This window comes from Klebsiella sp. CN_Kp066, from assembly GCF_040065135.1.
Lineage (GTDB): Bacteria > Pseudomonadota > Gammaproteobacteria > Enterobacterales > Enterobacteriaceae > Klebsiella > Klebsiella oxytoca.
The window spans coordinates 105,101-121,774 of sequence record NZ_JBEAIU010000053.1; the positions used below are offsets into that span (position 1 = coordinate 105,101).

The following is a 16,674-nucleotide window of genomic DNA, read 5'->3' on the forward strand; positions in this document are numbered from 1 at the left end:
GGAATACTATGAGTCTGAATTTCCTTGATTTTGAACAGCCGATTGCAGAGCTGGAAGCGAAAATCGATTCTCTGACTGCGGTTAGCCGTCAGGATGAGAAACTGGATATTAATATCGATGAAGAAGTGCATCGCCTGCGTGAAAAGAGCGTAGAGCTGACGCGCAAGATCTTCGCCGATCTTGGTGCATGGCAGGTTGCCCAACTGGCCCGCCATCCACGTCGCCCATACACCCTGGATTATGTCCGCCTGGCTTTCGACGAATTCGACGAACTGGCCGGCGATCGCGCCTACGCCGATGATAAAGCTATCGTTGGCGGGATTGCGCGTCTGGACGGGCGTCCGGTGATGATTATCGGCCACCAGAAAGGGCGTGAAACCAAAGAGAAAATTCGCCGCAACTTCGGTATGCCGGCGCCGGAAGGCTATCGTAAAGCGCTGCGTCTGATGGAAATGGCCGAGCGCTTTAAAATGCCGATCATTACCTTCATCGACACCCCTGGTGCTTATCCAGGCGTCGGGGCGGAAGAACGCGGCCAGTCTGAAGCGATTGCTCGCAACCTGCGTGAAATGTCCCGTCTGAGCGTGCCGGTTATCTGCACCGTTATCGGTGAAGGCGGCTCCGGCGGCGCGCTGGCGATTGGCGTCGGTGATAAAGTGAATATGCTGCAGTACAGCACCTATTCCGTTATCTCCCCGGAAGGCTGTGCGTCCATTCTATGGAAAAGCGCTGACAAAGCGCCGCTGGCCGCTGAGGCAATGGGAATTGTTGCTCCGCGTCTGAAAGAGCTGAAGCTCATTGACTCCATCATTCCTGAACCGCTGGGCGGTGCGCATCGTAATCCGGAAGCGATGGCAGCCTCACTGAAAGAACAGCTGTTGGCCGATCTGGCTGACCTCGACGTGCTTGGTGAGGAAGAACTGCTGAACCGCCGCTACCAACGCCTGATGAGCTACGGCTACGCCTGATTATTGATCTCATTTTTCAACGCTAAGGGTCGGATTTTCCGGCCCTTTTTTATGTGTTGTTTATTGAGATGACGTGAGAAGAACAAGAGCTAATGTGATTAGCCGATGATGCCGCTCTCCCTTAAAACAGTAGCGACTGCCTGGTATTGTAACCCGGCAGGCCGTTAACAAGGATAAAGGAGAAGTTCTATGGCATTGCACAAAACCGTCGCGATAAGCGCCGTGGCCGCAGGGATCATGTTAAGCCTGGGGGCCGCACAGGCTGCACCGCTGCTGGGCGCAACGGAAGCGACAACCATGAAGGCGAGCGACCTGGCCGCTAAAGAAAAAGCCTTAACCGACTTTCCGCTGATGGAGTCGGTTAAATCATCAATTCAAACCCTGCCTAACAGCGAAGTGGAGAAAATCGCACCGGGCCTGGCGAGCAACCCGGCGAACGTTAAGCGTGTTGAAAGCATCCTTTCAGAACAGGATTGGGAATATCTGTTCCCGATGCGCGCCGCAGAATATACCTACTCTAATTTTCTGAAAGCTATTGGTAAATTCCCTGCCGTGTGCGGAACCTATACCGACGGACGCGACAGCGATGCCATCTGCCGTAAATCGCTGGCAACCATGTTTGCCCACTTTGCTCAGGAGACCGGCGGCCATGAAAGCTGGCGTGATATTCCCGAATGGCGTCAGGCGCTGGTTTATCTGCGTGAGGTTGGCTGGGTTGAAGGTCAGAAGGGCGGCTATAACGGCGAATGCGATCCCTCTATCTGGCAGGGGCAGACCTGGCCATGCGGTAAAGATAAAGACGGCGACTACCTGAGCTACTTCGGCCGCGGAGCGAAACAGCTGTCCTATAACTACAACTATGGTCCGTTCTCCGATGCAATGTACGATGGCGACGTTCGTCCTCTGCTGGATAAACCGGAGCTGGTGGCGGATACCTGGATGAACCTGGCGAGCGCCGTCTTTTTCTTCGTTTATCCGCAGCCGCCGAAGCCCTCTATGCTGCACGTCATCGACGGAACCTGGGTTCCAAACGATCATGATAAAGCAAATGGCCTGGTCGAAGGCTTTGGGGTAACCATTCAGATTATCAACGGCGGCGTTGAGTGCGGCGGGGCGGAAGAGAACGCGCAGTCTCTTAACCGTATTGCTTACTACAAAGAGTTCGCAAACTACCTCAAAGTGCCGATTGCCGACGACGAAGTTCTCGGCTGTAAGAATATGAAGCAGTTCGATGAAGGTGGCGCGGGCGCATTGCCGATTTACTGGGAAGAGGATTGGGGATGGAGTCCGGACACCGCTGACGGCAAGACTAACGCCTGTCAGTTGGTGGGCTATCAGACGCCGTATACCGCTTTTAAAGAGGGCGACTATGCGAAGTGTGTGCAGAGCCACTTCAACGTCAATATCGTTGATGACAGCGGCCAGTCCGAGGATATTACGCCGGTCAAGCCCGACGATACCACACCTGCGCAGGAGACGAACGTGGCGCCGGTGGCTCGCATCGCCGGTCCGATTGGCGCAATTGAAGCTGGTGCCAGGGTTTCTCTGAGCGCGGAAGGTTCTACCGATGCGAACGGCGACAAGCTAAGCTACACCTGGATGTCTCAGGACGGCCAGACCCTTAGCGGACAGGATAAAGCCGTAATTACCTTCACCGCACCGGAAAAAGATCGCGATGCCCAGTATGTGGTTAGCCTGACGGTAAGCGACGGTTCGTTGTCCAGTACGGCAACTTACACTCTGAACGTCAAGGCCAAAGCCGCTGCTGCGGACGAAACGACGGATGGCAAAGATAGCGATACCATTAGCTATCCTTCCTGGAGCAGTACCCAGACATGGAAAGAGGGCGATATCGTCAATAACCACGGCGCGCTGTATCAGTGTAAACCGCTTCCGGAAGGAGCATGGTGCAACGTGGCGCCGACTTACTATGAGCCTGGCGCCGGCATTGCCTGGGGCGATGCGTGGAAGGCGTTGTAATAGAGATAAATCCGCCAGCGCTAAGCGCTGGCGGGGTGCTATTATGCTTTCCTTAGGTCAATTCCTGGAGGAAAGCGTGAATATTATTGCGATCATGGGTCCCCACGGCGTCTATTATAAAGACGAACCGATGAAAGAACTGGAAGCTGCCCTGCAACGGCAAGGTTTCCAGACCATCTGGCCGCAAAATAGCGCCGACCTTTTGCAGTTTATTGAGCATAATCCGCGGATCTGCGGAGTCATTTTCGATTGGGATGAGTACAGCGTGGATCTGTGCAGCGATATCAATCGTTTAAATGAGTATCTGCCGCTGTACGCCTTTATCAACGCCCATTCGACGATGGACGTCAGCAGTCAGGACCTGCGTATGACGCTATGGTTCTTTGAATATGCGCTGGGGCTTTCGGAAGAGATCGCTACCCGCATCGGTCAATACACCCGCGAATACCTCGACAACATCACCCCGCCGTTTACCCGGGCGCTGTTTAACTACGTACAGGAGGGAAAATATACCTTCTGTACGCCTGGACATATGGGCGGATCGGCCTATCAAAAAAGCCCGGTGGGTTGTCTGTTTTATGATTTCTTTGGCGGTAATACCTTAAAGGCCGACGTCTCTATTTCCGTGACGGAGCTGGGGTCGCTGCTCGATCATAGCGGCCCGCATCTGGAGGCCGAGGAGTATATTGCCCGCGCCTTCGGCGCCGAGCAGAGCTATATGGTCACCAACGGAACCTCGACGTCGAATAAAATTGTTGGTATGTATTCTGCCCCGGCGGGCAGTACCCTGCTTATCGATCGCAACTGCCATAAATCGTTGGCCCATTTACTGATGATGAGCGATGTGGTGCCGCTATGGCTGAAACCGACGCGCAACGCGCTAGGGATCCTCGGCGGCATACCCAAGCGTGAATTTACCCGCGATAGTATTCAACAAAAAGTCAACGCCACCGGCGGCGCCGGGTGGCCGGTTCATGCGGTGATCACTAACTCCACCTATGACGGGCTGCTGTATAACACGACCTGGATCAAAGAGACCCTCGACGTGTCGTCAATCCACTTTGACTCCGCCTGGGTACCCTACACTCATTTCCATCCGATCTATCAGGGGAAAAGCGGGATGAGCGGCGATCGCATCCCGGGCAAAGTGATCTTTGAAACGCAGTCGACGCACAAAATGCTGGCGGCGCTATCGCAGGCTTCGCTGATTCATATTAAAGGCAGCTACGATGAAGATACCTTCAATGAAGCCTTCATGATGCATACCTCGACCTCACCGAGCTACCCGATCGTTGCCTCTATTGAAACGGCGGCAGCCATGCTGCGGGGTAATTCCGGCAGGCGACTGATCCAGCGTTCGATTGAGCGGGCGCTGGATTTTCGTAAAGAGGTGCAGCGATTACGCGAGGAGTCTGACGGTTGGTTCTTTGATATCTGGCAGCCGGAAGAGATTGGTGAAGCGCAGTGCTGGCCGGTTTCGCCCGGTGAACAGTGGCACGGTTTTCAGGATGCCGATAGCGACCATATGTACCTCGATCCGGTGAAAGTGACGATTCTGACGCCCGGCATGGATGAGCAGGGTAATATGGATAATGAAGGTATACCGGCGGCGCTGGTGGCGAAATTCCTTGATGAGCGCGGCGTGGTCGTCGAGAAAACGGGCCCGTACAACCTGCTGTTCCTTTTTAGTATTGGTATAGATAAAACCCGAGCGATGGGACTGTTGCGTGGATTGACTGAGTTCAAACGCTCTTACGATCTCAATTTGCGAGTGAAAAATATGCTGCCGGATCTGTACGCTGAAGATCCGGATTTTTACCGCAATATGCGCATTCAGGATCTGGCGCAGGGTATTCATCGTCTGATTCGCCAGCACCAGCTCTCGCAGCTGATGCTTAGCGCCTTTGACGTCCTGCCGGAGATGAAAATGACGCCGCATCAGGCCTGGCAGCGGCAGATCAAAGGTGAAGTGGAAACTATCGAACTGGAAAATCTGGTCGGGCGTATTTCAGCGAATATGATCCTACCGTACCCGCCCGGCGTGCCGCTGCTGATGCCCGGTGAGATGATCGCCGAAGAGAGCCGCGCGGTGCTCAATTTCCTGCTCATGCTGTGCTCTATTGGTCGCCACTATCCGGGCTTCGAAACCGATATCCACGGCGCGAAACGCGATGAAGATGGGGTGTACTGGGTTCGAGTCTTAAAAAATGACTAAGCGCTTGCGCAATAATGAACTGAGCGAGTAACGTTGTTGGCTTCAACAGGAGGAGTGGTACCATGCTGGGTTTAAAACGGGTTCACCATATCGCTATCATTGCGACGGATTATGCGAAGAGTAAAGCGTTTTACTGCGACATCCTGGGGTTCACCCTGCAGGGGGAGTTTTATCGCGCAGAGCGTGATTCCTGGAAAGGCGATCTGGCGCTGAATGGTGAATATGTCATTGAACTGTTTTCATTCCCGTTTCCTCCCTCGCGTCCGAGTCGCCCCGAAGCCTGCGGGTTACGCCATCTGGCGTTTAGCGTCGATGATGTCGATGCCGCTGTGGCTCATCTTGAGGCGCACGGTGTGCCTTGTGAAGGGGTTCGTATCGACCCTTTTACCGGTAAGCGTTTCACCTTTTTTAACGATCCGGACGGGCTGCCGCTGGAGATTTATCAGCAGTAATTCTTGTCAGCGCGTGTTCTGGCGGGTAACGTGCCGAACACGCTTACCTCAGTTAGTACTCTCATGATGATGATCCCGGACATTGCGCACACGCTTCAGCCGCACCGCCATTTTTTAGTGGCCTTTAGCGGCGGGCTGGATTCGAGCGTGCTTTTGTATCGCCTGGTGCTCTGGCGCGAGCAGGATCCCACCGTTCGCCTGAGGGCGATACATATTCACCACGGGCTCAGCGCCAACGCCGACGACTGGGTGGCGCACTGCCAGCAAATGTGCCAGCAGTGGCAGGTGCCGCTTCTGGTAGAGCGGGTCGCGCTCGCCGATGAGGGGTTGGGAATTGAGGCTCATGCGCGGCAGGCGCGCTACCAGGCATTTCGTTCGGCGCTGGCGCCCGGCGAAGCGCTGGTGACCGCGCAGCATCTTGACGACCAGTGCGAAACCTTCCTGTTAGCCCTTAAGCGGGGAAGCGGCCCTACCGGGCTCTCGGCGATGGCCGGCGAGTCCGATTTTGCCGGGACGAAACTGCTGCGCCCGCTGCTTCACGAAAGCCGTGACTCCCTCCATCAGTGGGCGATGGCCCGTCAGCTCAGCTGGATTGAAGACGAAAGCAACCAGGATGACGCTTACGATCGCAACTTTCTCCGCCTGCGGATTCTCCCGCTGCTTCATGCACGCTGGCCGCACTTTGCCGAGGCCGTGGCGCGCAGCGCCAGCCTGTGCGGCGAACAGGAACAGCTGCTGGATGAGATGCTGGCCGCCGAGCTGGCAACGCTGGTTGCTGAGGACAGTTCGTTAACTATCGCTCCGTTGACGACTATGAGCGCACCTCGGCGGGCCGCGCTGCTGCGCCGCTGGCTGGCTGGGCTCAATGCACCAATGCCTTCGCGCGAGGTGCCGGAGCGTATCTGGCGTGAAGTGGCGATGGCGCGCGAGGATGCGTTTCCCTGTTTGCGCCTTGGTCCGTTTACCGTTCGCCGCTACCAGCAGCGTCTGTACTGGGTGAGATATATTCCAGGCCAGAGTGAGACAATGCTGGAGTGGCGCGATACTGCCAGCCCGCTGCCGTTGCCTGACGGTCTCGGCGAGCTGAGTTTACTGTCCGGCGGGCCGTTACGCGGGCCGCGCGAGGGAGAAGCCGTTACTGTTCGCTTTCGTGCCAGCGGTAATCTGCATATCGTGGGTCGCAACGGTGGTCGCAAGCTGAAAAAAATCTGGCAGGAGCTGGGCGTTGCGCCCTGGCGGCGCGATACGACTCCGCTACTGTTCTATGGCGAAACGCTTATTGCCGCCGCCGATGGTCTGTTTATTACCGTCGATGGGAAAGTTCAGGAAAGTGAAGGCTTACAGATGAGATGGAGGAAAACGGGCGGCTAGGCCACCCGTTTTGATTCAGGACTCGCTAACGACTACCGTACCGATTTGCGGATGGCTGAAGCTGGCGATTTTATCCAGGCGCAGTTCGCGGACGTTCCCGGCGAGCTCTACGACCAGATACTCGATATTTTTGCGCGAGATAAGATCGTTGGCCTTCGCTTGCAGCTGTTCGCCATCTTTGAGCTCCAGCGCCAGGACCAGATGGTGCTGACAGGCAAGTTCGAGGTTGTCATAATCATCGCAATTGATGGGTTGATAAGTATCATTCATTGACATAATCGCTCACCAGTAAGTTTGCCGCCGCATATGCGGCCTTTTCCCTGACTGACTCAGCAAGGGCCTGATCCGCCGCAACCTCATTCAATACTTTCAACACGCAACCTAGCGCATCCGGGATATACCCAAGGTCCCCGCTGGCTATTTCCGCATACCGCTTGCGTATTAACTCACAATATTTTTCCACATGCCCTCCTGTCAGCGTTCTGACTTAACCGTGGGATGTAAGTTTAAGCCTACGAAGATAAACTCTGTTTAGCAAGGTGACTATACCATAGTCATTTAAGCAATATCAGCAGGATGAGACGCGATCCGTCGATTGCTGACAGCCTTTTGCCGTCAGTTTCGCTACAATGTACGCCATTTTTATCAGGAGTAGAGTCATGGCGCTGAAAGCGACGATTTATAAAGCGACGGTGAACGTAGCCGACCTGGACCGCAACCAGTTTCTGGATGCCAGTTTGACGCTTGCCCAGCATCCGTCGGAAACCCAGGAGCGCATGATGCTGCGCCTGCTGGCGTGGATTAAATACGCCGACGAGCGTCTGCAGTTTACCCGCGGTTTATCTTCCGACGATGAAGCGGAACTCTGGCTGCTTAACGATCATCTGGGCGTGGATCTTTGGATTGAACTGGGGCTACCGGACGAGCGGCGAATTAAAAAAGCCTGCTCGCGGGCCCAGCAGGTGGCGCTGTTCGCCTATAATAGTCGGGCGGCAGAAATCTGGTGGCAGCAAAACCAGAACAAAATGGCTCAGTTTTCGAAGCTGTCGGTGTGGTATTTGGATGATACTCAGCTGGCGCAGCTCAGCGCTTTTGCCGATCGGACCATGTCGCTGCAGGCGACCATCCAGGACGGCGCTATCTGGTTATCTGACGCTAAGAATAATCTGGAAATTCATTTAACGGCCTGGCAAACACCCGCATGATTACGATTAGCCGCAGCGTCGCGATTGCGGAGGACGAGATTTCACTTTCCGGCATACGCGCGCAGGGCGCGGGCGGTCAGCACGTGAATAAGTCCTCAACGGCTATTCATTTGCGCTTTGATATTAAAGCCTCGAGCCTGCCTGACTATTATAAGGAACGTCTGCTTACCGCCAGCCACCACTTAATTTCTGCCGAGGGTGTGGTTATCATTAAGGCTCAGGAATATCGCAGCCAGGAAATGAATCGTGAAGCGGCAATTGCGCGTCTGGTTGCCCTAATACAAGAATTAACCGCCGTGCAGAAGAGCCGCCGGGAGACGCGACCAACCAGGGCCTCAAAAGAGCGCCGACTGGCTTCAAAGGCGCAAAAATCCTCAGTTAAAGCGCTGCGTGGAAAGGTTCGCCAGTAAGAATATGGCGAACCGGTGGAATGGATGATAAGGAATTTACAGTGAAGAAAATCGTATTTTCAGTCGTGGCGGCCTGTTCGCTCTTTGCCCTGTTCGGCTGTAACCATCGTACGGAAATGGAAACGTTACAGCCGGCGCCGATGGAAGAGCTAAAACCGATGCAGCAGAGCTGGCGCGGCGTGCTGCCGTGCGCCGACTGCGAAGGGATTGAAACCTCGCTCTTTCTTGAGAAAGACGGCACCTGGGTGATGAATGAACGATATCAGGGCGTTAGCCGCGAACCTTCCTCTTTTGCTTCATATGGTACCTGGGCGCGCACGGCTGATAAGCTGGTGCTGACCGACAGCAAAGGCGAGAAGTCTTATTATCGGGCGAAGGGCGATAAGCTGGAAATGCTCGATCGCGACGGTAACCCCATCGAGTCGACGCTGAACTATACGCTTGAATCAGTCAAAGCCAGTCTGCCCATCACGCCAATGGCGATGCGCGGAATGTACTTCTATATGGCGGATGCGGCGACCTTTACCGATTGCGCGACCGGCAAGCGAGTGGCTGTCGCCAATAATGCTCAGCTCGAGCGTGATTATGCCGCTGCGCGCGGTACGGATACTCGACCGGTGCTGCTGGTGGTTGAGGGGCACTTTACGCTGGAAGCGAATCCGGATTCGGGAGCGCCGGTTAAAGTTCTGGCGGTGGATTCACCCGGCAAGTTTTATCAAAAAGAAGACTGCAATTCTCGTTAATTAATTGAGTCCTACGAGGCGGCTTGTCTTGATATAAATTCCCAATTTAAGATGCCCGATATACTGCAATTGTGTTTCGGGCTTAAAGTTTGCCACATCCCCCTCACGCATATGAAGCAAGTCTGATGGGCTAATCCAGCCCGGTTGAGCCAGGGTCAGCGGGTGTCCGGCCTTCGCGAAGGCATCGCTGACAAACTCCGAACAAAACCACATTTTTTTGTCCCCGGATGCTGCATCGCTCAGTTGGGCTTTGGCCAGACCGTTCACGCACTGCTGGCGGAAATCTTTTGAGAAGGGATTCAGGGTGCATAGCTGTTTGGTGACCATAAAGGGCACAAATTCAATAATGCCGCGATAGTTATAGGCGCTGTTTCTGTTTTTATAGGCGAAATTTTTAATGCCAGCGGCCTGTTGCGGCGTGAGGTCAGGCGCTCTTAGGGCAAACAGCTTATCGCTGTGCTGCATCGCTTGCCGGAGAGGCACAACCTGCACCCCAGCGCCGGTTGCCTCTGCAACCTGGTTATCACCGATATAGATAGCGACATGGCTAACGGAGGATGTGCTAAGAGCACGAATCCCCAGGGACGTCACGCCAATGCTGGAAGAGAAAAGGAGATCGCCGGGGAGCAGATCTTGTGCGTTAATTTCAGTCAGCGTGTTATTAGCCACCGAGCTCTGGCGCTGAAGCTTAATCGCCCATTGCTGCGATGGTTGCTTAATAGTGGAAGCGGAAGGCACGGACCGGCTGACGTCTACCGTGCAGGCAGAAAGTAAGAACGATACGGGAAAAAGCAGGACATGATTAGCCCGTCGTTTAGCCATGATTACAATCCTTGTAAAAAAGAGGCTCTGAAACCAGAGCCTCTTTTGGCGTTAACCTTTAATTTGTTGTACCAGGTAATTCACGATATCGCCGGTTTTAATCAGCTGTTTCTCGCCGCTGCGGCGATATTTATATTCAATATCGTCGTTGTCGAGGTTACGGTCGCCCAGCACGATGGTATGCGGAATTCCGATAAGCTCCATATCGGCGAACATCACGCCGGGACGCTCTTTACGGTCATCCATCAGCACTTCGATGCCCAGCGCGGTTAGCTCAGCATACAGCTTCTCAGCCAGCTCCTGCACGCGATAGGATTTGTGCATGTTCATCGGCAGAATCGCAACCTGGAACGGGGCGATAGCTTCCGGCCACAAGATCCCGCGCTCGTCAAAGTTCTGCTCAATGGCTGCCGCCACCACGCGAGTCACCCCGATACCGTAGCAGCCCATAGTCAGGATCTGATTACGGCCATCTTCGCCCTGTACGGAGGCTTTCATCGCTTCAGAGTACTTGGTACCCAGCTGGAAGATGTGGCCCACTTCGATACCGCGTTTAATCAACAGCGTGCCTTTACCGTCCGGGCTCGGGTCACCGGCCACTACGTTACGGATATCTGCCACTTCAGGAGTGGCGACGTCGCGATCCCAGTTGATGCCGAAGTAGTGTTTACCGTCAATGTTCGCGCCCGCGGCGAAATCGCTCATGGCGGCAACGGTACGGTCAATAATCACCGGAACAGGCATATTAACCGGGCCAAGAGAACCGGGACCCGCTTTCACCAGCGCGCGAATCTCTTCTTCGGTTGCGAAGGTCAGCGGGCTGGCGACCTGCGGCAGTTTTTCCGCTTTGACTTCGTTCAGTTCATGATCGCCGCGAACCAGCAGGGCTATCAGCGGATACTCACTGTCTTCTACTGCTTTTACCAGCAGGGTTTTCACGGTTTTTTCAATCGGCAGATTGAACTGCTCGACCAGCTCGGCGATGGTTTTAGCGTCAGGCGTATCGACCAGGGTCATTTCCTGCGTGGCGGCCGCGCGCGGCTCTTTCGGCGCAACGGCTTCGGCGAACTCAATATTGGCCGCGTAGTCAGAAGAGTCAGAGAAAATGACGTCATCTTCACCGCTCTGCGCCAGTACCTGGAATTCGTGAGATGCGCTGCCGCCGATAGAACCGGTGTCAGCCTGTACCGCGCGGAAATCCAGCCCCATACGGCTGAAGATTTTGCTGTACGCGGCGTACATCGCGTCGTAGGTCTCCTGCAGCGATTCCTGAGAGGTATGGAAAGAGTAAGCATCTTTCATCAGGAATTCACGGGAACGCATTACGCCGAAACGCGGGCGAACTTCGTCACGGAATTTGGTCTGGATCTGATAGAAGTTCAGCGGCAGCTGTTTGTAAGAGCTCAGCTCATTACGAATCAGGTCGGTGATGACTTCTTCATGAGTCGGGCCGAGTACGAACGGACGTTCGCCACGGTCAGCAATACGCAGCAGTTCCGGGCCGTACTGTTCCCAACGACCACTCTCTTGCCACAGCTCAGAGGGCTGAACTACCGGCATTAACACCTCGATTGCACCGGCGTTGTTCATCTCTTCACGCACGATGTTTTCGACTTTTTTCAGGACGCGCACGCCGGTCGGCAGCCAGGTGTATAACCCGGAGGCCAGCTTGCGGATCATCCCGGCGCGCAGCATCAGCTGGTGGCTGATAACCTCGGCGTCGGCAGGTGTCTCCTTCAGAGTGGAGAGCAGGTATTGGCTAGTACGCATGTTGTTACGGTTCCATTTGGACGATCGATACAGGCTGGAGGCCAGCCTGACACAAAAAAGTGGTTTAGTTTACCAGTGTGGCAAAGATGCCAAAAGAGAGGAGAATAAAATTAGCGTGCTTCGAGAGAAAAGACTTCAAAACCGGACGAAATCACCCGCCAGCGCACGTTAAAATCCAGCAGCCAGACGGCGTAGGTTTTTCCCGGCTCCTCTTCTTTGCGGTATGCCGGTCGCGGATCCTGCGCCAGAACTTCGCTAATAAACGACTTAAGACGAGGATAGCGTCGCTCCAGCGTTAAAATTTGCGCTTCTGTATCCGGCGTGAAACTCACCGCTACTTCCGCCCCTGGAGCCTCCTGAGCATAGCTTGCGCTGGCATCCGGCAGTGCTTCGGCAAAGGGCAGGTAAGGTTTGATATCCACGACCGGCGTTCCATCTACCAGGTCCAGGCTGCCTAACTCAAGCACGACGTGTTCTTTCTGGCAGCGAATACCTTTTAGCTCGACCAGAGACATACCGATTGGATTAGGACGAAAGGTCGAACGGGTAGCGAATACGCCCATTCGCGCGTTACCGCCGAGGCGGGGAGGGCGGACGGTAGGACGCCAGCCGCCTTCCATGGTCTGATGAAACACAAACAGGACCCACAGATGGCTGAAATTTTCCAGGCCGCGTACGGCATCGGCCTGGTTATAGGGAGGCAAAAGGTGTAATTCGCCGCCGCCGTTTTTAACCAGCCCGGGCTGGCGGGGAACGGCAAATTTTTCTTTATAGGGCGAGCGAATAACGCCTATCTGCGCAAACTGAAAAGCACTCATTGCGCCGTAACGTTAAGCGCTGATCCCAGGCAAACGGCCTGGCGGTAGCAGCCCGGGGTTCCGCTGGTCACTTCGCAGCGGTGCAGCAGCACAGCGTTGGCTTTCATTCTTGCCGCATTAATCTGCATACGCTTGCGAGCCGTCGGGATATTGGGCGGAGAGTCTTGATTAGAGGCCTGACATGATTCACCGGTGACTTCACCCAGTTCGCGGAAAGGTTTACCCACCAACTCTGTTGCATCGGTATAGATTCTTACCGGGGCCGGGCGCGTCGCTTTCGGTTTGGCCGGTTCCGATTTGGCTGGCTGAGTGACCGTACTTTGCACAGGTTCGACTGGCGATCTGCTTAGCATGGAACAACCGCTTAACATGAGTGCTAACAAACAGACCGGTAAAGCACGCATAGTATTTCCTCAATAAATAATAAAACAGGGCGCTATTGAATCAGGTGCTTGCATAAATGACAAGACGGGCATAAGCCCGTCCTGAATGATATTACGCTGAGAATAGATTACCAGCCTTTCACCGCGCCGCCGTTAAAGATTTTGTTGGCTGCTTCGTAAACTTCGTCACTCTGGTAAGCCTGAACAAATTTCTTAACATTTTCCGCATCTTTGTTGTCTTCGCGAGCGACAATCAGGTTCACGTACGGAGACTCTTTACCTTCGACAAAAATACCGTCTTTTGCCGGGGTCAGGCCAATCTGGCTGGCGTAGGTGGTATTAATAACCGCCAGGGCGATCTGCGCATCATCCAGAGAGCGCGGCAGCTGCGGGGCTTCCAGCTCAACAATTTTCAGGTTTTTCGGGTTTTCAATAATATCCAGTGAGGTTGGCAGCAGACCAACGCCTTCTTTCAGTTTGATCAGACCAACCTGCTGCAGCAGCAGCAGAGATCGGCCAAGGTTGGTTGGATCGTTAGGAATGGCGACCTGCGAGCCCGGCTGCAGCTCATCCAGCGATTTGATTTTTTTCGAGTAACCGGCAATGGGATAGACAAACGAGTTGCCGACGGAAACCAGCTTGTAGCCGCGGTCTTTAATCTGCTGGTCCAGATACGGTTTATGCTGGAAGGCATTAACGTCAATATCGCCTTTGCTCAGCGCTTCGTTAGGCAGCACGTAATCGTTGAAGGTAACCAGTTCAACATCGAGGCCGTATTTATCTTTTGCTACTTTCTGCGCAACCTCAGCAACCTGCTGTTCCGCGCCGACGATCACGCCGACTTTGATGTGGTTTGGATCCTTTTCGTCCTGACCGCAACCCACCAGCGCCAAAGAACCGATTAACGCGCCGACTGCCGCAAAGGTTTTGAAATTAAAGGCCATGTTATTTCCTTCCTGTAAGATTCTGTATTGTGTGTGATGTTATTTGTGAGTCACAGCCCGGACGATACGATCGCCAGAGAATTGAATTAAATAAACCAGAATAACCAGCAACACCAGCACGGTATTCATTACCGTTGCATTGTAGCCGATATAACCGTACTGATAGCCAATCTGTCCCAGGCCGCCGGCACCGACGGCACCGCCCATGGCGGAATAGCCAACCAGCGTGATAAGGGTAATCGTTGCCGCATTCACCAGACCCGGAAGCGCTTCCGGCAGAAGAACCTTACGCACGATCTGCATCGGCGTTGCGCCCATCGCGCGGGATGCTTCGATAAGGCCGGTTGGGATCTCCAGCAGGGCGTTTTCCACCATGCGGGCGATAAACGGCGCGGCGCCAACCGTCAGCGGGACAATGGCAGCCTGCAGGCCAATCGACGTGCCAACAATCACGCGAGTGAATGGGATCATCCACACCAGCAGGATAATAAAAGGAATCGAACGGAAAATGTTCACCACCGCCGAAAGCGTGCGGTAGAGCTTCGCATTAGCGACAATTTGCCCGGGACGGGTGACGTACAGCAGCACGCCGACCGGCAGGCCAAGAACAAAACCGAAGAAGCCGGAGACAAACGTCATGGCCAGCGTTTCCCATACGCCGCGAACCAGCAGCCAGATCATTGGTTCAGACATATCCCAGTACCTCTACTTTTACATGATGTTCCTGCAACCAGGCGATCGCGGCCTGGGTATCTTCCTGCGAGCCGTGCATCTCGGTCAGCATGATGCCGAACTTGACGCCGCCCGCGTAATCCATCTGCGCGCTAATAATGTTGTTATTCACATTAAAACGACGGGCAGTCTCCGAAAGCAGCGGGGCATCTACGGAATGACCGGTAAACTCCATGCGCAGCATAGGCACGCTATCGGCAAGAGCCTCAGGTTTAAGGCGGGCCTGATAATCATCCGGGATATCAAGGTGCAGCGTTGACTGGATAAACTGCTGCGCCAGAGGCGTTTTGGGATGAGAGAACACCTCGCTCACCGTATCCTGCTCAATAAGCTGGCCGTTGCTGATAACGGCAACGCAATCACAGATGCGTTTAACGACATCCATTTCGTGGGTAATCAGCAAAATCGTCAGGCCCAGGCGACGGTTGATATCCTTCAGCAGTTCCAGAATCGAACGCGTAGTGGCCGGGTCCAGCGCGCTGGTGGCTTCGTCGCAGAGCAGGACTTTTGGATTGCTCGCCAGCGCACGGGCGATGGCCACGCGCTGCTTTTGCCCGCCGGAGAGATTCGCCGGATAGCTATCGTGTTTATCTCCCAGACCGACGAGATCCAGCAGCTCGGTCACCCGACGCTTGATTTCATCTTTAGAGGTATTGTCGAGCTCCAGAGGCAACGCCACGTTACCGAACACGGTACGTGAGGCAAGCAGGTTAAAGTGCTGGAAAATCATACCAATCTGGCGGCGAGCGCGAGTCAGCTCTTTTTCTGAAAGCGCCGTCAGCTCCTGGCCGTCGACCTGGACGCTGCCCTGCGTTGGACGTTCAAGCAGGTTTACGCAGCGGATTAACGTACTTTTACCCGCGCCGGAAGCGCCGATGACGCCATAAATTTGTCCGGCAGGAACATGCAGGCTGACATCGTTCAGCGCCTGTATGCTGCGGTTCCCCTGCTGGAACACTTTGGTGATATTCGAAAGTTTAATCATCAGTTATTTATTATCATTTAGCCGTTTGCCGTGGCATTTTCTTCTGCCGTGTCCAGGCGATGCCTGTCAATGAAATGGATGTTAAGGCATCCAGACGTCTAAATCAATCTGACTCTGTATAATGAGCACTTTCTTGCGTCCGGAAACATGCGATACTAGGCGAATTAGCCTTTATCAGGAGCAAACCGGTGGCAATGTCAGTACCCGCAATTTTTCTTGACCGTGATGGCACGATTAATGTCGATCACGGATACGTCCATGAAATCGACAATTTTGAATTTATCGATGGCGTCATTGACGCGATGCGTCAATTAAAGGAGATGGGCTATGCGCTGGTGCTGGTGACCAACCAGTCCGGTATCGCCCGCGGCAAGTTTACTGAAGAGCAGTTTGAAACGCTGACGGAGTGGATGGACTGGTCGCTGGCCGATCGCGGCGTTGACCTGGATGGCATCTATTATTGTCCTCACCATCCGCAGGGAACCGTTGAAGAGTTTCGCCAGACCTGCGACTGCCGTAAACCGCATCCGGGAATGCTCATCTCGGCGCGCGACTACCTGCACATTGATATGGCGGCGTCATATATGGTGGGCGATAAAATTGAAGATATGCAGGCGGCCTTAGCGGCGGAAGTTGGCACGAAAGTATTGGTACGCACCGGTAAACCCGTCACTCCAGAAGCGGAAAGTGCTGCCGATTGGGTGCTAAACAGCCTGGCAGACCTGCCGGATGCGATTAAAAAGCGGCAGAAATAGGCGTTGTGTATAAAAGATGAGCGGTTGAAATAAAAATGCATTTTACCGCTTGTCACCGCCAAATAACTCCCTATAATGCGCTCCCACTGACACGGCAGATGTGAATCACTTCACACAAACA

The 16,674-nt window shown here is 54.3% G+C and carries 18 protein-coding genes; 9 read left to right on the forward strand and 9 right to left on the reverse strand.

Annotated features, from left to right (window positions below; genetic code table 11):
* The first annotated feature begins 8 nt into the window (after nucleotides 1-8).
* The 5 genes from accA (at nucleotide 9) to tilS (ending at nucleotide 6,986) form a co-directional block, all read left to right on the forward strand.
* The gene (gene accA / locus ABLV75_RS21415) at nucleotides 9-968 is read left to right on the forward strand and encodes an acetyl-CoA carboxylase carboxyl transferase subunit alpha (RefSeq protein ID WP_004107912.1); all 960 of its coding nucleotides are present in this window, start codon (nucleotides 9-11) and stop codon (nucleotides 966-968) included.
* 189 nt (nucleotides 969-1,157) lie between these two features.
* On the forward strand, nucleotides 1,158-2,948 hold the full coding sequence (locus ABLV75_RS21420; RefSeq protein WP_004107911.1) for a chitinase: 1,791 nt from the start codon (nucleotides 1,158-1,160) through the stop codon (nucleotides 2,946-2,948).
* 76 nt (nucleotides 2,949-3,024) lie between these two features.
* A complete protein-coding gene (locus ABLV75_RS21425) occupies nucleotides 3,025-5,163 on the forward strand; it encodes a lysine decarboxylase LdcC (protein WP_024273750.1) in 2,139 nt (712 codons plus the stop codon).
* 62 nt (nucleotides 5,164-5,225) lie between these two features.
* Entirely contained in the window at nucleotides 5,226-5,615 is a 390-nt protein-coding gene (locus ABLV75_RS21430; RefSeq protein ID WP_004107908.1) for a VOC family protein, read from the forward strand.
* Between the two features lie 63 nt (nucleotides 5,616-5,678).
* The gene (gene tilS / locus ABLV75_RS21435; protein WP_004107905.1) at nucleotides 5,679-6,986 is read left to right on the forward strand and encodes a tRNA lysidine(34) synthetase TilS; all 1,308 of its coding nucleotides are present in this window, start codon (nucleotides 5,679-5,681) and stop codon (nucleotides 6,984-6,986) included.
* Between the two features lie 15 nt (nucleotides 6,987-7,001).
* Here tilS and rof read toward each other — a convergent pair whose 3' ends face one another.
* Both rof and ABLV75_RS21445 read right to left on the reverse strand, forming a co-directional pair.
* Nucleotides 7,002-7,262 (reverse strand): Rho-binding antiterminator, encoded by a 261-nt coding sequence (gene rof, locus ABLV75_RS21440; RefSeq protein ID WP_004107903.1) that lies wholly within the window; start codon nucleotides 7,260-7,262, stop codon nucleotides 7,002-7,004.
* Nucleotides 7,249-7,449 carry a YaeP family protein gene (locus tag ABLV75_RS21445; protein WP_004107902.1) on the reverse strand — a complete coding sequence of 67 codons (201 nt, stop codon included), beginning with the start codon at nucleotides 7,447-7,449 and terminating at the stop codon, nucleotides 7,249-7,251. Before ABLV75_RS21445 ends, rof begins: the two co-directional genes overlap by 14 nt.
* Before the next feature lie 196 nt (nucleotides 7,450-7,645).
* Between ABLV75_RS21445 and ABLV75_RS21450 the strand changes: the two genes are divergently transcribed.
* From ABLV75_RS21450 to nlpE, 3 genes are read left to right on the forward strand one after another with little or no spacing between them, the layout of a single operon-like run.
* Nucleotides 7,646-8,191 carry a YaeQ family protein gene (locus ABLV75_RS21450; protein ID WP_004107900.1) on the forward strand — a complete coding sequence of 182 codons (546 nt, stop codon included), beginning with the start codon at nucleotides 7,646-7,648 and terminating at the stop codon, nucleotides 8,189-8,191.
* Entirely contained in the window at nucleotides 8,188-8,601 is a 414-nt protein-coding gene (gene arfB / locus ABLV75_RS21455) for an alternative ribosome rescue aminoacyl-tRNA hydrolase ArfB (protein ID WP_004107898.1), read from the forward strand. The genes ABLV75_RS21450 and arfB overlap by 4 nt, the downstream gene beginning before the upstream one ends.
* Nucleotides 8,602-8,621: 20 nt before the next feature.
* Nucleotides 8,622-9,344: an envelope stress response activation lipoprotein NlpE gene (gene nlpE / locus ABLV75_RS21460; protein WP_016807408.1), complete on the forward strand. Its 723-nt coding sequence runs from the start codon at nucleotides 8,622-8,624 to the stop codon at nucleotides 9,342-9,344.
* Here the strand turns inward: nlpE and ABLV75_RS21465 are convergent, their stop codons facing one another.
* The 7 genes from ABLV75_RS21465 to metN form a co-directional block, all read right to left on the reverse strand.
* A complete protein-coding gene (locus ABLV75_RS21465) occupies nucleotides 9,345-10,166 on the reverse strand; it encodes a YaeF family permuted papain-like enzyme (RefSeq protein ID WP_004107894.1) in 822 nt (273 codons plus the stop codon).
* Between the two features lie 51 nt (nucleotides 10,167-10,217).
* A complete protein-coding gene (gene proS, locus ABLV75_RS21470; RefSeq protein ID WP_004107892.1) occupies nucleotides 10,218-11,936 on the reverse strand; it encodes a proline--tRNA ligase in 1,719 nt (572 codons plus the stop codon).
* A 110-nt stretch (nucleotides 11,937-12,046) separates the two neighbouring features.
* Nucleotides 12,047-12,754, reverse strand: a complete 708-nt coding sequence (gene tsaA, locus ABLV75_RS21475) for a tRNA (N6-threonylcarbamoyladenosine(37)-N6)-methyltransferase TrmO (protein ID WP_004107890.1) — start codon at nucleotides 12,752-12,754, stop codon at nucleotides 12,047-12,049.
* Nucleotides 12,751-13,158 carry an Rcs stress response system protein RcsF gene (gene rcsF / locus ABLV75_RS21480; protein ID WP_004107888.1) on the reverse strand — a complete coding sequence of 136 codons (408 nt, stop codon included), beginning with the start codon at nucleotides 13,156-13,158 and terminating at the stop codon, nucleotides 12,751-12,753. Before rcsF ends, tsaA begins: the two co-directional genes overlap by 4 nt.
* 107 nt (nucleotides 13,159-13,265) lie before the next feature.
* Nucleotides 13,266-14,081 carry a methionine ABC transporter substrate-binding lipoprotein MetQ gene (metQ, locus tag ABLV75_RS21485; RefSeq protein WP_004107886.1) on the reverse strand — a complete coding sequence of 272 codons (816 nt, stop codon included), beginning with the start codon at nucleotides 14,079-14,081 and terminating at the stop codon, nucleotides 13,266-13,268.
* A gap of 39 nt (nucleotides 14,082-14,120) precedes the next feature.
* Nucleotides 14,121-14,774: a methionine ABC transporter permease MetI gene (locus ABLV75_RS21490; RefSeq protein ID WP_004098792.1), complete on the reverse strand. Its 654-nt coding sequence runs from the start codon at nucleotides 14,772-14,774 to the stop codon at nucleotides 14,121-14,123.
* Nucleotides 14,767-15,798, reverse strand: coding sequence for a methionine ABC transporter ATP-binding protein MetN (metN, locus tag ABLV75_RS21495; protein ID WP_004107883.1), 1,032 nt, complete (start codon nucleotides 15,796-15,798; stop codon nucleotides 14,767-14,769). Before metN ends, ABLV75_RS21490 begins: the two co-directional genes overlap by 8 nt.
* A gap of 188 nt (nucleotides 15,799-15,986) precedes the next feature.
* On the opposite strand from metN, the gene gmhB reads away from it, so the two are divergent.
* A complete protein-coding gene (gene gmhB / locus ABLV75_RS21500) occupies nucleotides 15,987-16,553 on the forward strand; it encodes a D-glycero-beta-D-manno-heptose 1,7-bisphosphate 7-phosphatase (RefSeq protein ID WP_004107881.1) in 567 nt (188 codons plus the stop codon).
* The last annotated feature ends 121 nt before the right edge of the window (nucleotides 16,554-16,674 follow it).

Bases quoted from the DNA above. Each gene is read 5' to 3' on its own strand.
- accA (WP_004107912.1), top strand. From the start codon at position 9: ATGAGTCTGAATTTCCTTGATTTTGAACAGCCGATTGCAGAGCTGGAA.
- ABLV75_RS21420 (WP_004107911.1), top strand. From the start codon at position 1,158: ATGGCATTGCACAAAACCGTCGCGATAAGCGCCGTGGCCGCAGGGATC.
- ABLV75_RS21430 (WP_004107908.1), top strand. From the start codon at position 5,226: ATGCTGGGTTTAAAACGGGTTCACCATATCGCTATCATTGCGACGGAT.
- tilS (WP_004107905.1), top strand. From the start codon at position 5,679: ATGATGATGATCCCGGACATTGCGCACACGCTTCAGCCGCACCGCCAT.
- rof (WP_004107903.1), bottom strand. From the start codon at position 7,262: ATGTCAATGAATGATACTTATCAACCCATCAATTGCGATGATTATGAC.
- ABLV75_RS21450 (WP_004107900.1), top strand. From the start codon at position 7,646: ATGGCGCTGAAAGCGACGATTTATAAAGCGACGGTGAACGTAGCCGAC.
- arfB (WP_004107898.1), top strand. From the start codon at position 8,188: ATGATTACGATTAGCCGCAGCGTCGCGATTGCGGAGGACGAGATTTCA.
- nlpE (WP_016807408.1), top strand. From the start codon at position 8,622: ATGGATGATAAGGAATTTACAGTGAAGAAAATCGTATTTTCAGTCGTG.
- ABLV75_RS21465 (WP_004107894.1), bottom strand. From the start codon at position 10,166: ATGGCTAAACGACGGGCTAATCATGTCCTGCTTTTTCCCGTATCGTTC.
- proS (WP_004107892.1), bottom strand. From the start codon at position 11,936: ATGCGTACTAGCCAATACCTGCTCTCCACTCTGAAGGAGACACCTGCC.
- tsaA (WP_004107890.1), bottom strand. From the start codon at position 12,754: ATGAGTGCTTTTCAGTTTGCGCAGATAGGCGTTATTCGCTCGCCCTAT.
- rcsF (WP_004107888.1), bottom strand. From the start codon at position 13,158: ATGCGTGCTTTACCGGTCTGTTTGTTAGCACTCATGTTAAGCGGTTGT.
- metQ (WP_004107886.1), bottom strand. From the start codon at position 14,081: ATGGCCTTTAATTTCAAAACCTTTGCGGCAGTCGGCGCGTTAATCGGT.
- ABLV75_RS21490 (WP_004098792.1), bottom strand. From the start codon at position 14,774: ATGTCTGAACCAATGATCTGGCTGCTGGTTCGCGGCGTATGGGAAACG.
- metN (WP_004107883.1), bottom strand. From the start codon at position 15,798: ATGATTAAACTTTCGAATATCACCAAAGTGTTCCAGCAGGGGAACCGC.